Genomic DNA, 15,065 nt, shown 5'->3' with positions numbered 1-15,065 from the left:
CTCAGCCGGCGGAGCTCGTGACGGCGATCGGAACGGTCAGCAGCGGTCCCTCGGCTGTCGGGTCGAGCTGCATCTGCGCGAGCGTGTCGAACGACTGGACCATGTCCTGCTCGAACTGGAGGGCGACGGTCGCGTACATCGTGCCGTCGTCCACGAGGCCGAGGACCTCGTCGTTGCCACCGAAGTCGACAGCGCACGGCAGCTCGGTGCCGGCGGCCTTGAATGCTCCGATCGCACCCAGGATGCCCTCGTCGTTCGACGAGGCGACCACGTCGATGTCGGGGTTGCCCTGGAGGATCGTGCCGACGTCGGTCTGCGAGGCGGCGCGCTCGACCGCCTCCCAGTTCTGGACGACGGTGGCGTTCGGGGCGGTGGCCGTGAGGGCCTCGAGGAAGGCCGCGTCGATCTCCTCCTTGCCCGCGGTGCCCGCGGCGGACTCGCCGTACAGGACGGTGCCCTCGCCGCCGAGCATGTCGTTGATGCACATGCCGGTCTGCTCTCCGAGCGCGGATCCTGCGGCGGCATAGTCGATCGTGTCGAAGGTGATGCCCGCCTGGGCGCCGTCGAAGCCGTAGTCCTCGGGAACGCCGTTGATCAGGATCGGCACTCCCTTCTCCTGTGCGGTGGCGAGTGCCTCCGTCATCGACTCGGGCGCGATCGCGATGATCCACATCGCTCCCGCGCGTCCGGACTCGAGGACCTCGGTCACCTGCTGGACCTGGGTGCTCGGGTCGAAGGTCGGATCCTGCACGATGACCTCCCAGCCCTGGCCCTCGCCATAGCCGGTGACGCCATCGGCGAGGCCCTGCATCGCGGGGATCTCGAGGCTCAACGGCGAGAAGACGAGGGTCTGGGGGAGGTCGGTGGTCTCCTCACCCGCAGCCATGGCACTCGACGAGGAGCTGGGCTCGGCCCCGTCCGACGATGAGCTTGCGCCGTCGCCTTCGGAGGACGAGCAGGCGCTGACCAGGAGCAGCATCGTCGCTGCGCCAGCACCGAGAGCGGCGCGAGAGAGTGGGTGGGAATGACGAACGGTGCTCACGGGGATCTCCTTTGATTTCCGCGACAGGGGACTTGCTACCTTGTGACTTTCAATGATCAAAAGCCGTTTTCGTCGGTGTGGCCCATGCTAGGACCGCGACCGAGGGGTGTCCACGGCGACGCCGCCGGTATCGGGAATCGCGATGGACGCTATTCCTGGACTCATGGGTGTGAGGCCGGGAAGTCGGAGTAGGCGGCCGCGCGCTGCGCGACCGTGTCGGACAGCGCGGCGTGGGCGCGCGCGGTCTCGACGATCTCGCGGTAGTGCGCGCGACGCTCGGCCATCGAGATGACCGACGTGTCCAGGTCGGTCCACTCGACCCGGCCGTCCGTGAGCCGCCCGAGAGCGCCGCACGAGGCGCATTGCACCCCTTTGGGTTGAAGCGTGATCACATCGAGATGGCACATGGGGCAGGCCCCGGGGTCGCCGAGGTACTCGGCCTCGTCGAACGACCTGCCCAGCTGGCTCGCGACCCGGTGGCCGAGCGTGCCTGCGCGGGCGACGGCGTCGTCGTCGAGCACCACCGACCTCGGCGTCCCGGCGCCCTCCACGACCATCTGGTCGACGACCGCGATGCTCATCGAGAACGTGAGCGTGTGCATCACGGGAAGCGCGAGGGCCTTCCACTGGGTCGTGAGGGCGCCCCCGCACGCGATGAGTCCTGCGACCCGCGGCTTGAGCACGCGCTCGTCGACGCGGAAGGGGACGGCGGGATCCTCGCCTCTCCTGCGGGCCTCGAGCAGTCCCTCGATGATCGCCGCGTCGGCATTGGGGCCGAGCAGCCTGTCGCCCAGCACCTTGAGCCGGCCGGGCACCGTCCTGCTGATGATCGGCGCGCTGACGATCCATGCGTCGCACGTGATCAGCCGTTCCCAGAACCACTCCGCGTCGTCCTCGCCGCCGACGGTGTCGAGGCAGAGATCCTCGAGTCGGACCAGCTCGACCTCGGCACCGTCGTCCTGCGCGGCGCGCAGCGCCTCGATCAGCAGGATCTCTGCGCTTCCGCCCGGATTGCCGCAGCCGAGCCCCAGCACCTTGCGTGTCATGGCCTTCCTCTCTTCGAGCGGTTTCGTGGCGTCGTCATACGAGGGTCCTCCCGCCATCCACGTAGAGGCACTGGCCCGTGACGAAGCCGGCCCTGTCGGACAGCAGGAACGTGGCGGCATCGGCGATCTCCTCGGGCGCGCCGAGCCTGCCCGCGGGCACGAGCGACTCGAGCGCCTCGCGGTGTCCGTCACGATCCAGATAGGCGCGCGTGAGGTCGGTCTCGATGTAGCCGGGGCCGACGGCGTTCACGGTCACGCCGTGCGGTGCCCATTCGCGCGCCATGACGCGCATCATCTGGTTGATGCCGCCCTTGGATGCGGCGTAGGGCGCGTGGTCGGGGTGCGCGAGGAGTGCGGACACCGAGGACACGAAGACGATGCGTCCCGCGCCTTCGGCGACCATCCGGCGCCCGACCTCCTGGCCGAGCCACCATGCGGTCGACAGGTTGAGCCTGAGGATCGCCTCCCAGTCGTCGTCGCCGAGCTCGAGCACGGGGCGGCGGTCGTTGCGTCCGACCGCGTGGAGGAAGGCGCGTGGCGTGCCGACCATGTCGACGCACCTCGCGACCACTGCTCGGCACGCGTCGGGTGTCGACACGTCGGCGTGCAGCGTCGCGAGCTCGGCGCCGCTGTCCGCGGCCGCTTGTGCGACGGCCTCGAGGGCGCCTTCGTCCCGATCGACGACGACGGTCCTGGCGCCCGCTTCCGCGAGGCTCCGCGCGGTGGCGCCGCCGAGTCCGCCGCCGCCGACGACGAGGGCGCCTTTGCCCTCGAGATTCAACCAACCTGCCATGAGTGCACTCTTCCTTGAGTTCTCACATGCTGAAAGTGACTTTCACAAACGGTAGGGGACGATCGCGCGCCTGTCCAGGCGACCGGCGTGTCGGCCCGGCGAGTGGAGGGTTCGCTTGACAAGGGCTAGCATCTCGATGAAAGTCACTTTCAAGAAACGAAAGTCGCCCGCGTCCCCGGGCGGCGCCCCGCACAAAGGAGTGCATCCGTGACTGCTCGAACGCGCCACACGTCCATGTCGGACCGCCTCGTCAACTGCTCGCGCCGCGTCGGCCTCGGCGTAGGCATCGGAGGGTCGCGGCCACGCCTCGGCGTGCGCCGCCTCTGCGCGGGAGCGCAGCGATGAACGGCCGTCTCGAGGGCATGACGGTGCTCGTGACGGGCACGGGAGGCGGCATCGGTCGCGCCACCGCGCTCCTGTGCGCTCGCGAGGGCGCCCATGTCGTCGGCTGCGATCTCAACCCGGGACCGTCCGACGAGACCGTCGCGCTGGTCCGGGCCGAGGGCGGGCGCATGGACGCGATCGCGCCCGTTGACCTGTCGACGCCGGAGGGCGCGACTGACTGGGTCGAGAGGGCGGCCGCGCTCGCCGGTCGCGTCGACGTGCTCGTCAACAACGCGTCAGCGATCCGCTTCGGGCCTATCGACGCGCTGTCCTATGAGGACTGGTCCTTCACGATGCGCAACGAGCTCGACCTGGTCTTCCTCGTGACGAGGGCTGCGTGGCCCCACCTCGTGGCGGCGGGCGGCGGCTCGATCGTGAACATCGCCTCGATCTCCGCGTCGCGCGGCGCCTGGTTCATGCCGCAGAACGCCCACGGCGCAGCCAAGGGCGGGGTTCTCGCGCTGACGTACCAGCTCGTCATCGAGGGGGGTCCCCACGGGATCCGGGCGAACGCAGTCTCGCCCGCCATGACCCAGACGCCGCACACGACGCCGATGCTCGAGGACCCTGACGGACCCGCTGAGCAGATCCTGTCCCGCGTGCCGCTGCGCCGGTGGGGGCAGCCCGAGGATGTTGCGGCCGCCGTGCTGTTCCTCGCGAGCCCTGAGTCGCGACATGTGTCGGGGGCCAACATCCCCGTGGACGGTGGAGCGGCGGTTGTCGGATGAGCGCGGTGGACGACGTTCGCGGGCGGCTCTTCCTGAGGGGCGAGCCGGGGTACGAGGAGGCGCGGGTGGGTCGGGTGTTCAACGCACGCAGGCCCGAGCGCTACCCGGCCGCGGTGCTTGAGGTCGCCGACGCTGAGGACGTGGTTGCTGGCATGCGGCTCGCGATCGAGCGGGGCTGGCGCGTGAGCGTGCGCTCGGGCGGTCACTCGTGGGCGGCCTGGAGCGTGCGCGACGAGGCCCTGCTGCTCGATCTTGGCGCCCTGAGGTCGCTCGCGTACGACGACGAGACTGGCATCGTCTCTGCAGGTCCCGCGACGATGGGGGCCCTCGAGCTTGCGCCCTTCCTTGCCGCACGCGGCCGGGCGTTCCCCGGAGGGCACTGCGCGACCGTCGGCATCGGGGGATACCTCCTCCAGGGCGGACAGGGCTGGAACGGGCGCGCGAAGGGGTGGGCGTGCGAGAGCGTCGTCGCGGTGGACGTCGTCACCGCCGACGGCAGGCACGTTCGCGCAGACGCTGAGCGCAACTCCGATCTCTACTGGGCCGCGCGAGGCGCGGGTCCGGGCTTTCCCGGCGTCGTCACGCGCTTCGATCTCCAGACCTACGCGCTGCCGGGAGCGATGTGGCACGACACGTGGACCTTCGCGCTCGACGACGCCGAGGCCGTCATCCACTGGCTGCACGACGTGCTGCCGGGCCTCGACCGCCGCGTGGAGCCGGTGATGGCGGCGACGCGGCTCCCCGATGTCCCTCTCTACGACGGCGTCGAGCATCCGGGCGGCACGGTGCTGCTCCTGCACGCGACCTGCATGGCCGACTCAGCCGAGGAGGCGGCGGCGTTGCTCGGGCAGATCGGCGAGTGCCCGGTCTCAGGGCGCGAGCTCGGGCGGGTCACCGGTCCGACGACCGTGGCGCAAGAGAGCATCGCGCAGATGGGCCAGAACCCGGACGGCTACCGCTACGCGGTCGACTGCGCCTGGACGAACGCCTCCGCGGACGTCCTCGCGCCGCTGCTGCTCGACATCTGGCGTGAGCTCGACACCGAGCACTCGTTCTCGATCTGGTACGGCTGGGCGCCCACGCGAGAGCTTCCCGACATGGCGTTTTCCGTCGAGGCCAACGTGTACGTCGCCACCTATCTGATCTACGGCGACGCCGCGGACGATGCGCGCTATCGCGAGCGAGTGCACGCGCGCACGGCCGCGATCGCGCGGGACGGGGGAGTGGGGGTGTACCTCGGAGACACCGACTTCACCGCGCGCCAGGATCAGTTCCTCAGCCCCGCGCACTACGAGCGACTCGAGCAGATCCGCGCGCACCGCGACCCCGACGGCCGGATCGCGGGATACCTGTGCGCCAACCAGGAGGAGCTGAATGTCCATGCCAGCGCCGCACACGCCTGAGTCGACGCGGCTCGATCACGTCGGCCTCAACGTCACCGACCTCGCCTCCTGCGCGCGCTGGTACGGGGCGGCGTTCGGCTACGAGGTCGAGCTCGAGCTGCGTGTGGATCCGATCGACCTCGATATCGTGATGCTCAGGCATCCCGACGGGACTCGGCTCGAGCTGCTTCATCGTCCGGGCGCCTCGCCGGGCCCGCGCGCGGCGGACCCCGCAGAGGCAGCGTTGACCGAGGGCTTCTCGCATCTCGCCTTCGATGTCCGGGGTCTGGACGGGGAGTTCGCAAGGCTCGTCCTGCTCGGGGCGCGCGAGGTGATGACGCCTCGCCCGTCGCCGGAGGAGGGGGTGCGCATGGCGTACCTCGCCGACCCGGAGGGCAACCTCGTCGAGCTCGTCGAGCGCCCGGAGCCCGAGTGACTCGAGCTGCGCCACGCGCGACGCCGCGCCATCTCATGCCGATGCTCGCCGCGTTCACTGCGCTGGTGGTGCTCACGACGGACCTGTATCTTCCGGTCCTGCCCGGGCTTGGGGAGGACCTCGGTGCGACCGAGGCCGGCGCTGCCGCGACGGTCTCCGCGGTGCTTGTCGGGATCGCCGTCGGGCAGCTTGTGCTCGGGCCGGTGAGCGATGCCGTGGGACGCAGGCTGCCGCTGCTCCTCGGCGGGCTGACCTACGCCGTCGCACACGTGCTCGGTGCGCTCGCCCCGACGCTCGGCGTGCTGCTCGCGCTGCGCGTGGTCGCGGGTCTCGGGACCGCCGCATGCCTTGTCGTGTCCCGCGCGGTGGTGGCTGACGCCTACCCCGGCGCCCAGGCGGGTCGTGCGTTCGCGACCCTCGGCGCGGTCGTGTCGATCGCTCCGGTGCTCGCACCGCTCGCGGGGGGTGCGCTCGCGAGCATGATGGACTGGCGCGGGATGTTCCTGGTCCTCGCACTCGCGGCGGTGGGGCTCACCGCGGCGGGCTTCCGGCTTGTGCCGGAGACGCTGCCGCCAGCGCGCAGGATCGCGCCCCGCGCGAGCGCCATCGCGGGCGAGCTGGGCGCCGTGCTCGCGCAGCGCACCTTCGTGGCCTATCTCGCCGCGCTCGGGGCGATCGGCGCGGTGCTGTTCGGGTACATCGGCGCCTCGTCGTTCGTGCTCCAGGAGCGATTCGGCCTGTCGGCGCTTCAGTACAGCGTCGTGTTCGCCGCGAATGCCGTCGGCATCGTCGGTGCATCGTTCACCACGAGGCAGCTCGTGGCGACCGTGGGGTCACGACGGCTGCTCGGGATGGGCCACCTGCTGACCCTGTCAGGCGTGGCCGTGCTGGGCGTCGGCGTGGGCCTGGACGCGCTCCCCGTCGTCCTCGCAGGAGTCTTCCTCGCCATCGCGAGCGTCGGCCTCATCGTCCCGTCGGTCATGGCATTGGGGATGGCGGTGGAGCGCGAGCGGGCCGGCGCCGCCTCGGGCCTGCTGGGCATCTGCCAGTTCATCGCGGGCGCGATCGCATCGCCCCTCGCAGGCGTGGCGGGGTCGCCGTGGTCGCTGGTCGCCGTCATGGCGGTGGGGGCAGTGTCCGGGCCTCTCGCGGTGCGGGCTCTCGCGGGGCGTGTCGACCTCCGTAGCTAGCAGAGGTTGGGGTGGTTCGCGAGGTGTCTCCAGGTCGCGGCGGGCGCGACGAGGCCCCCTCTCGGATCCAGGAGGGGAGAACGAGAGGGGGCGACGCGTGCCACGCACACGCCCACGGAGCTTGTCGGCGAAGGCGGTGCGCGGACTTGCCGTGCCCGGCGCCCGAGGAGTCCCTGCCGTCCGGCGCCGTCGGTCTCCTCATCGGACGCTCGGCGGCCAGCGAAAGGGTTCCTGCACGAGCATTCCAGGCTGTTGCGAAATGCTTCATTAAAGGTGTACTGTTGCAGGACAACATTCCCAGAACTGAGAGCGACTCGCGCAGGTGCGAGCACTCCTTCAGGCTGGGAGGATGGTCCAGGGGTCCCGCCGAGTCGAAGTAGATTTTGTCTAGCGTTAACACCGCGCAAGACGGCAAGGTCCCCGCGCATCCACAGTCTTGAACGAGGAGCACCGATGGTCCACGACATCCCGAACCCGATCGTCCTTCAGCGCGCTGATCCCTGCGTGCTGCGTGAGGACGGCCAGTACTACTTCACGGGTTCGTATCCGCTGTACGACCGCATCGTCCTGCGTCGTGCCGAGCGGCTCGAGGACCTCCAGGCCGCCGAGGAGGTGACGATCTGGACCAAGCCGGACTCCGGCCCCCAGTCGTCGCTCATCTGGGCGCCCGAGATCCACCGCGTCAACGGCGCGTGGTACATCTACTACGCGGCCGCGCCCGACATGTCGGTCACGCGTCCCGAGCCCGACGTCGACGACACGTTCAACCACCAGGTGTACTGCCTCGAGTGCACCGACGAGGACCCGATCACGGGCACCTGGGTGGAGCGCGGCAAGGTCGACACCGGCTGGGACGACTTCGCGCTCGACGCCACGAGCTTCGTGAACGACGGCGTGCAGTACCTGGTGTGGGCGCAGCAGGAGGCGGCGATCAAGGGGCACTCCAACCTGTACATCGCGCGCATGGAGAACCCCTGGACCCTTGCGACGGAGGCCGTCATGCTCACCAAGCCCGAGTACGACTGGGAGATCCAGGTGTACTGGGTCAACGAGGGTCCGTCCGTCCTGCAGAAGAACGGAAAGGTGTACCTGACCTACTCGGCCTCCGGCACCGGCATCGAGTACGCCATGGGTCTGCTCACCGCCGACGCCGACGCCGATCTGCTCGACCCGGCGAGCTGGACCAAGTCCAAGGATCCCGTGTTCACCTCGGCGCCCGAGAACGGCATCTACGGGCCCGGCCACAACTCGTTCACGGAGACCGCTGACGGCGAGCCCGTGATCGTCTACCACGCCAGGACCTACACCGAGATCGTCGGCGACCCGCTGTGGGAGCCCAACCGTCAGGCGTGCGCGCAGGTGCTGCCCTTCGACGAGGACGGCAACCCCGTGTGGGGCAAGCCGCAGCCGATCACGCGTCCCGCGCCCACCTCGGTCGAGGTCCTTCCCCCGGAGGGCATGAACGTATGAGCACCCCCTCGTCGACGCCTGCCCCGGAGAAGTCGGCGCCCACCGTCCTCGACTCGCTCAAGCGAGGCGTGGTCTGGAACTACGGCGGCCTGTACTTCTTCTACTTCGCCGTCTGGCAGATCTGGTTCTCGTTCCATGGCCTGTGGTTCGCGGACAAGGGCGTCGGCGAGGGTGACATCGGCCTCATCAACACGGTGATGGCCATCACCGCGCTGTGCCTGCAGCCGCTGTACGGGTACATCCAGGACCGGCTGGGCCTGCGCAAGTACCTGTTCTACTTCGTGGTGCTGTGCGCCGCGATGGTCGGGCCCTTCTTCGCTTTCGCCTTCCCGGCGCTCGCCGGCTGGAGCATCACCGGCGCGGCGATCGTCGGCGGCATGTACATGGCGCTGGTCCTGCTCGCGGGTGTGAGCGTCGTCGAGGCCTTCAACGAGCGCGCCTCGCGCGCCAACGAGTTCGAGTACGGGCACGCGCGCCTCTTCGGCTCGATCGCGGGTGGAACCATCACGCTCGTCGCGGGATGGATGTGGTCGCACCTCAACCCCGACAGCATCTGGTGGGCGGCCTCGTTCGCCGCGCTCGTGCTGGGCGCCCTGCTCTTCGTCGCGAAGGTGCCGCATCAGGCAGCCGAGGGAGCGAGCGAGGAGCACCACACGACGAAGGTGACCAAGGCCACCATCGTCGAGCTCCTGACCGACCGCAGCTTCATCGGCTTCGTGATCCTCATGCTGGGCACCGCCGCGCTCTACGACGTGTTCGACCAGCAGTACTCGATCTACTTCGCGGAGCACGTCAACCACGGCGACCCCGTGCAGCTGTTCTCCTACGTCGTGACGATCCAGATCTTCGCCGAGGCGGCGGTCATGCTCGTCACGCCCTGGATCATCAACAAGATCGGGGCCAAGCGCGGCCTGCAGATCTTCGCCGCGATCCTCATCGTGCGTGTTCTCGGCTCGGCCCTCGTGACCACCACGGAGGCTTTGGTCGCGTGGCGCCTGCTCGCGGCCATCGAGATGCCGTTCATGCTGGTATCGGTCATGAAGTACATCACGCGCATCTTCGACGTGCGGATCTCGGCGACCGCCTACATGCTCGGCTTCGGCGTCGCGAAGTCGCTCGGAGTCGCGGCCTTCTCGCTCCCGTTCGGCTACGCGTACGAGACGATCGGCTTCTCGAACGCCTACCTGATCATGGCCGTCGTCATCGGCGTGGTGACAGTCATCGCGAGCTTCCTCATGCGCGACGATCGTGGGTGCGATGCGCCTACGGGCGAGCTCGCGGACGGCGTCGAGGACCAGGTCGCCGCCAAGGCATAGCGAGCCTGACCCCATCGCACGAGGCCCGACCGGCTGACCGCCGGTCGGGCCTCGTCGCGTCTTCGTGGGCACACCTCCTCTCGCGCAGGTTTCCTGCGTCTGAGGTGGATCTATGGCGCAAATTGGGCAAACCGGTAATATGGCCGTACGTCACGCGCGAGGGGAAGCGTGGGGGACCTGGGGGGGAAATCTGATGATGAACGACGGTGTCGCGCGCGCGGACGTGTGGAACATGCAGGGCTCACGCCGATGGGGGATCCGGACACTGATCGCAGTGCTGATCGCGCTGCTGATCGTTCCACTCGTGGCGATCTCGCGGCCGGCGGACGCGGCGGTCGAGGGGCCGCTGTCCCTCGAGGGCTTCAGCGACGAGGCTGTGGCGACCACCGGGCTCTCCGAGCCGACTTCGATGGCGTTCCTTCCGGACGGGCGCATGCTCGTGCTCCAGAAGGGCGGCGAGATCAAGATCGGCAACCCCGCGACCGTGCCGATGACGATGGAGAGCTACATGACCATCGTGAACATCGACAACGATCAGGAGCGCGGGCTGCTCGACATCGCGCTCGACCCTGACTTCGAGAACAACGGCTACTTCTACCTCTACTACCAGACTGCCGATCCCGAGCACGGGCGCATCGCTCGGTTCACGCACGTCGAGAACACGGGCGGCCTCACGAGCCGCGGCGACCTCGCCTCGGAGTTCGTCGTGTGGCAGGACACGACGGGCTACACCAGCTGCTGCCACTACGGCGCAGGCCTCGACTTCGGTCCCGACGACAACCTGTGGCTCACGATCGGAGACCAGTTCGACGGCGAGCGCGCCGACGACCTGACCGACCCGAGCGGCTCCGTCATCCGTGTGGAGCCGGACGGCGACGTGCCCCCGGACAACCCCTTCGCCGACGGCGCGGGCGGGATCAACCCGTACATCTGGGCCTGGGGCCTGCGCAACCCGTTCCGTGCGAGCTGGGATATCGAGACCAACCGCTTCTTCATCGGAGAGGTGGGCGGCAACGACATCCCGGAGTCGTGGGAGGACATCCATATAGCCAAGTACGACGACGAGTACAAGGGCCTGGACTACGGCTGGCCTGGGTGTGAGGGGCCGTATCCCTATACCGACTACCCGGACTGCACCATCACCGACGGCTCGGCGGCTGAACCGATCTTCTCGTATCAGCACGTGCAGGACGGCGGCACGGGCAACGCCTCTCTGACCGGCGGATTCGTGTACCGGGGCAACCAGTTCCCGAGCGAGTGGCAGGGCGTGTACTTCTACGGCGACTACACGCGCCACTTCATCCGCTACCTCACCTTCGACGACACAGGCGAGGTCGTCACCGGAGACTACGACTTCAAGCCGTCGACTGAGATGCCAGGCTCGACGACCACGGTCGTGTCGATCGTCGAAGGTACCGATGGCGCGCTGTACTACAACAACATCTACCTGGGACAGATCCGCCGCATCGTCTACGAGGGCGGCAACCAGGCTCCGGTGATCTCGTCGGCGACCGCGGACGTCACCGACGGCCCTGGGCCCCTCACGGTGAACTTCGACGCGGCGGCGACGGACGTTGAGGGTGACGACCTTACGTATACCTGGTACTTCGGTGACGGCGAGACCGCGACGGGCGCGAGCGTCCAGCACACGTACACCGTCGAAGGACCGTACGACGCCTACGTGAGCGTGTCGGACAACGGGCATACCGTCGTGTCGGACGCGATGAGGATACAAGTGGGCGTCGCGCCGACAGTGACGATCACCTCGCCGACGGACGGGGACCTGTTCCGCGCGGGCGATGTCATCACGGTGGAGGGGATCGCGACCGATGACGGCGCGCTCTCCGAGGATGACTACGAATGGACCGTCCAGTTCGGTCACGACAACCATTTCCATCCCGGTGATGCGATTGACAACGGGACCTCCGGATCCTTCGAGGTGCCGACGAGCGGACACGACTACAGCAATGAGACCTGGTATCGGGTGACGCTGACCGTCACGGACGAGCTCGGCCTCGTCGGCACGGACACGGTCGAGGTCTATCCAGACAAGGTCGACGTCACGTTCGCGACTGAGCCCGAGGGGCTCGTGCTCCAGCTCGACAGCTCGTCCCATACGGCGCCCTTCGTGCACGACACGCTGATCGACTTTGAGCACGAGATCTCTGCGGTGACCCCGCAGTGTCTCGGCGAGGACCAGTACGTGTTCACGGGGTGGTCGGACGGCGGCGACGCGACTCATACAGTCACCGTGCCGGACTCCGACACCACTCTCACGGCGACGTTCGAGCTCAGCGGCAAGTGCGCCGCCCCCGTCACCGACGGACTCGTCATGCGCCTCCAGGGCGACCAGGGCGTGACGGCATCCGGCACCAGCGTCAGCGGGTGGGCCGACCTGAGCGGAAGCGGCAACAACCTGGGCGTGACGTCCGCGGCCCCGACCCTTGTGGAGGAGGCTCTGTCCGGCCACAGCGTGGTCAGCTTCGATGGCGTCGATGACGGGCTGGGAAGGTCGAGCGTGCTCGAGCTGCCCACGGAGAGCGAAGACCGCTCGATCTTCATGTTCGTCAAGTACGACGGCGCGAACAGCTCCGGCGGCTGGGCGGGCTTCACCTACGGCGCGCCCTACACGAACGAGGTGTTCGGTCTCGTGCGCACGAGCGACGGCGACCTCGGCATCCAGGGTTGGGGGAATGGCAACGACTTCGACTCCGACGCGGATGCGGACGGCGCCGGATGGCTCAGCCAGTCCGTCGTCCTGTCCGGCGACGAGTACTCCCAGTATCTGAATGGGACCCTGACCGACTCGGGGACGCACACGTACGACACGGGCAGCGATCGGATCCGCCTGGGCGCAGAGCTCGGCGGCACGCGTCGCATCGACATGGACGTCGCGGAGATCCTGGTCTACGACCGCGCGGTGACCGACACCGAGCGCGAGCAGATCGAGACGTACTTCGAGCAGCAGTACCTCGGTGGCGAGACAGTCGCTGAGCCCACCGTCACGCTCACCGAGCCGAGCGACGGCGCGGTACTGGAGACGTCGGACGTCACGGTCTCGTGGGAGTCGGGCGGCGATCTGGCGACGGGGGACCACGTCCACCTGACATTGGACGACGGTGAGCACGTCACGGTGATGGAGCAGTCGGGTTCGTACACCTTCACCGGTGTCGAGGACGGGGACCACACGGTGACCGTGCAGGTCGCGAGCATGGACCACGTGACCTATTCCAATGCGGGAGCGTCGGACAGCGCGGACTTCACCGTCTCGACCGAGCCGCTATCCGGCGACTTCCCTCTCGGCGGTCTCGTGCTGCACGTCGAGTCCGACCTCAACGTGATCAGCGGCACCGACGGAACGGTCGGCGGCTGGCTCGACCAGTCGGGGCGCGGCAACGATCTCGATGTGCCGGAGGGCGATCCGACCCAGGGCGAGGTGACCACCCCGACCGGCCAGAACGCGATCTCCTTCGACGGTGACGGCGACTCTCTGCAGAGGATCACCTCACTCAACGGCATGCCCTCGGGCAATGCTGCGCGCACCGTGCTCACGGTGGTGAACTATGAATCCAACGGCTGGGGCGGCTTCTCGTGGGGCGCGTCCTACTGCGGGGAGACCTTCGGGACGACCGTCTCGGCAGACGGTGACCTCGCGGTCCAGGGCTGGTGCACCGACGCCGATTCGAACGTCGACGGCAACGGTGCGGGCTGGCTCGTGCAGTCCGCGGTGTACGGCTCGGGTGAGCTCACGCAGTACAAGGACGGCGTCGAGATCTCCTCGAGCAGCCGGACCTATGACACGGCGACCGACAAGATCGTGCTGGGCGCCGAGATCGATGGCTCGCCCTACGTCGACATGGACGTGGCCGCGGTGCTGGTCTTCAACCGGGTGCTCTCCTCGAGCGAGCTGGCGCAGGCGAATACGTACCTGAGCCAGAAGTACATCACAGGTGCGGTCGAGGACGTGGCGCCGTCTGTGCCGTCTGGGGTGGCTGCTGATGCGGGTGATGGTCAGGTGGATCTGTCGTGGTCGGCGTCGACTGATCTGAATGGGGATCTGGCTGGCTATCACGTGTTCCGTGCGGAGTCGTCGGGTGTGATCGATGTGGCGTCGGATGATCCGGTGGCGACGGTGACGTCGGCGGGGTTCGTCGATGACGCGGTGGTCAATGGCACGGAGTACTTCTACGTGGTGACCGCGTTCGATGACCTGGGCAACGAGTCCGCGGCGAGCGCGGAGGTGTCGGGTCTGCCGGAGGTGTTCGTGCCGGACACGACGGCGCCTGAGGCACCGACCGGGTTGGCGGCGACGGCTGGTGAGGGATCGGTGACGTTGGCGTGGGATGAGGTGACGGCCTCGGATCTGGCTGGCTATCACGTGTTCCGTGCGGAGTCGTCGGGTGTGATCGATGTGGCGTCGGATGATCCGGTGGCGACGGTGACGTCGGCGGGGTTCATCGATGACACGGTGGTCAATGGCACGGAGTACTTCTACGTGGTGACTGCGTTCGATGACTCCGACAACGAGTCTGGGGCGAGCGCGGAGGTGTCTGGGCTGCCGGAGGCGGTGCCGTCGGCGTGCACGGTGCCGTACGGGTCCGAGGCGGTGCTGTGCCTGGTGTCCGGCGCGGGCGTGCAGGGTGCGAGCACGGTGACGGGCTGGCTGGACCAGTCCGACAGCGGCAACGACCTCGACACGGTCACGGGCGACCCGACTGTCGGGACGGTGACGACTCCCGCGGGAGCGGCGGCGATCTCGTTCGACGGTGACAGCGACTCGTTGCAGCGCGTGGGCTCGCTCACGGCGATGCCGACCGGTGCCGCCGATCGGACCGTGTTCACGGTCGCGAACTACGAGTCGAACGGCTGGGGCGGGTTCTCGTGGGGCGCCCCATACTGCGGGTACACGTTCGGCACGGTCGTGTCGGGTGACGGCGACCTGGCGGTGCAGGGCTGGTGCGGTGACTTCGACTCGAACGTCGACGGCAACGGCGCGGGCTGGCTCGTGCAGTCCGCGGTCTACGGCTCCGGTGAGCTCACGCACTACAAGGACGGGGTCGAGATCGACTCCGCGACCCACACCTTCAAGACGGGCTCGGACAAGATCATGCTCGGCGTGGAGATCGACGGCTCCCCGTCGATCGACATGGACGTCGCGGCCGTGATCGTGTTCGACCGGGCGCTGAGCGCGAGCGAGCACCAGGCGGTCGTCGACTACCTCGAGTCGACGTACATCGGCTGATCTGATTCGACAAGGCCCGACCGGTATGTACCGGTC

At 68.3% G+C, this 15,065-nt stretch carries 10 protein-coding genes; 7 read left to right on the top strand and 3 right to left on the bottom strand.

Translation table 11 applies throughout. The features are described from left to right. Position 1: 1 nt before the first annotated feature. The 3 genes from B7K23_RS11530 to B7K23_RS11520 all read right to left on the bottom strand — a co-directional run bounded on the left by B7K23_RS11530 (position 2) and on the right by B7K23_RS11520 (position 2,881). The gene (locus B7K23_RS11530) at positions 2-1,042 is read right to left on the bottom strand and encodes a sugar ABC transporter substrate-binding protein (protein ID WP_143338256.1); all 1,041 of its coding nucleotides are present in this window, start codon (positions 1,040-1,042) and stop codon (positions 2-4) included. Between the two features lie 161 nt (positions 1,043-1,203). After that, the gene (locus tag B7K23_RS11525) at positions 1,204-2,088 is read right to left on the bottom strand and encodes a flavodoxin family protein (protein ID WP_159451397.1); all 885 of its coding nucleotides are present in this window, start codon (positions 2,086-2,088) and stop codon (positions 1,204-1,206) included. A gap of 34 nt (positions 2,089-2,122) precedes the next feature. After that, positions 2,123-2,881, bottom strand: coding sequence for an SDR family NAD(P)-dependent oxidoreductase (locus tag B7K23_RS11520; protein ID WP_084126719.1), 759 nt, complete (start codon positions 2,879-2,881; stop codon positions 2,123-2,125). A gap of 341 nt (positions 2,882-3,222) precedes the next feature. Between B7K23_RS11520 and B7K23_RS11515 the strand changes: the two genes are divergently transcribed. From B7K23_RS11515 to B7K23_RS11485, 7 genes are all read left to right on the top strand, one after another. Beyond that, on the top strand, positions 3,223-3,993 hold the full coding sequence (locus tag B7K23_RS11515) for an SDR family NAD(P)-dependent oxidoreductase (protein ID WP_084126718.1): 771 nt from the start codon (positions 3,223-3,225) through the stop codon (positions 3,991-3,993). 5 nt (positions 3,994-3,998) lie between these two features. Continuing rightward, a complete protein-coding gene (locus tag B7K23_RS11510) occupies positions 3,999-5,396 on the top strand; it encodes an FAD-binding oxidoreductase (protein WP_200809826.1) in 1,398 nt (465 codons plus the stop codon). After that, entirely contained in the window at positions 5,374-5,811 is a 438-nt protein-coding gene (locus B7K23_RS11505; RefSeq protein WP_084126716.1) for a VOC family protein, read from the top strand. The genes B7K23_RS11510 and B7K23_RS11505 overlap by 23 nt, the downstream gene beginning before the upstream one ends. Then, positions 5,808-7,001: a Bcr/CflA family efflux MFS transporter gene (locus B7K23_RS11500; RefSeq protein WP_143338255.1), complete on the top strand. Its 1,194-nt coding sequence runs from the start codon at positions 5,808-5,810 to the stop codon at positions 6,999-7,001. The genes B7K23_RS11505 and B7K23_RS11500 overlap by 4 nt, the downstream gene beginning before the upstream one ends. A 453-nt stretch (positions 7,002-7,454) precedes the next feature. Then, positions 7,455-8,471 carry a family 43 glycosylhydrolase gene (locus tag B7K23_RS11495; protein WP_084126714.1) on the top strand — a complete coding sequence of 339 codons (1,017 nt, stop codon included), beginning with the start codon at positions 7,455-7,457 and terminating at the stop codon, positions 8,469-8,471. Then, positions 8,468-9,787, top strand: a complete 1,320-nt coding sequence (locus B7K23_RS11490; RefSeq protein ID WP_084126713.1) for an oligosaccharide MFS transporter — start codon at positions 8,468-8,470, stop codon at positions 9,785-9,787. Before B7K23_RS11495 ends, B7K23_RS11490 begins: the two co-directional genes overlap by 4 nt. Before the next feature lie 193 nt (positions 9,788-9,980). Further along, the gene (locus B7K23_RS11485) at positions 9,981-15,029 is read left to right on the top strand and encodes a PQQ-dependent sugar dehydrogenase (RefSeq protein WP_159451396.1); all 5,049 of its coding nucleotides are present in this window, start codon (positions 9,981-9,983) and stop codon (positions 15,027-15,029) included. The last annotated feature ends 36 nt before the right edge of the window (positions 15,030-15,065 follow it).

It is taken from the genome of Demequina sp. NBRC 110054 (assembly GCF_002090115.1).
GTDB lineage: Bacteria > Actinomycetota > Actinomycetes > Actinomycetales > Demequinaceae > Demequina.
The sequence above is the reverse complement of the archived record's forward strand: the minus strand, read 5'-3'. Positions and strand labels throughout refer to the sequence as shown.

Coding starts and splice junctions, on each gene's coding strand:
- B7K23_RS11515 (WP_084126718.1), top strand. CDS start 3,223: ATGAACGGCCGTCTCGAGGGCATGACGGTGCTCGTGACGGGCACGGGA.
- B7K23_RS11505 (WP_084126716.1), top strand. CDS start 5,374: ATGCCAGCGCCGCACACGCCTGAGTCGACGCGGCTCGATCACGTCGGC.
- B7K23_RS11490 (WP_084126713.1), top strand. CDS start 8,468: ATGAGCACCCCCTCGTCGACGCCTGCCCCGGAGAAGTCGGCGCCCACC.
- B7K23_RS11525 (WP_159451397.1), bottom strand. CDS start 2,088: ATGACACGCAAGGTGCTGGGGCTCGGCTGCGGCAATCCGGGCGGAAGC.
- B7K23_RS11485 (WP_159451396.1), top strand. CDS start 9,981: ATGATGAACGACGGTGTCGCGCGCGCGGACGTGTGGAACATGCAGGGC.
- B7K23_RS11520 (WP_084126719.1), bottom strand. CDS start 2,881: ATGGCAGGTTGGTTGAATCTCGAGGGCAAAGGCGCCCTCGTCGTCGGC.
- B7K23_RS11495 (WP_084126714.1), top strand. CDS start 7,455: ATGGTCCACGACATCCCGAACCCGATCGTCCTTCAGCGCGCTGATCCC.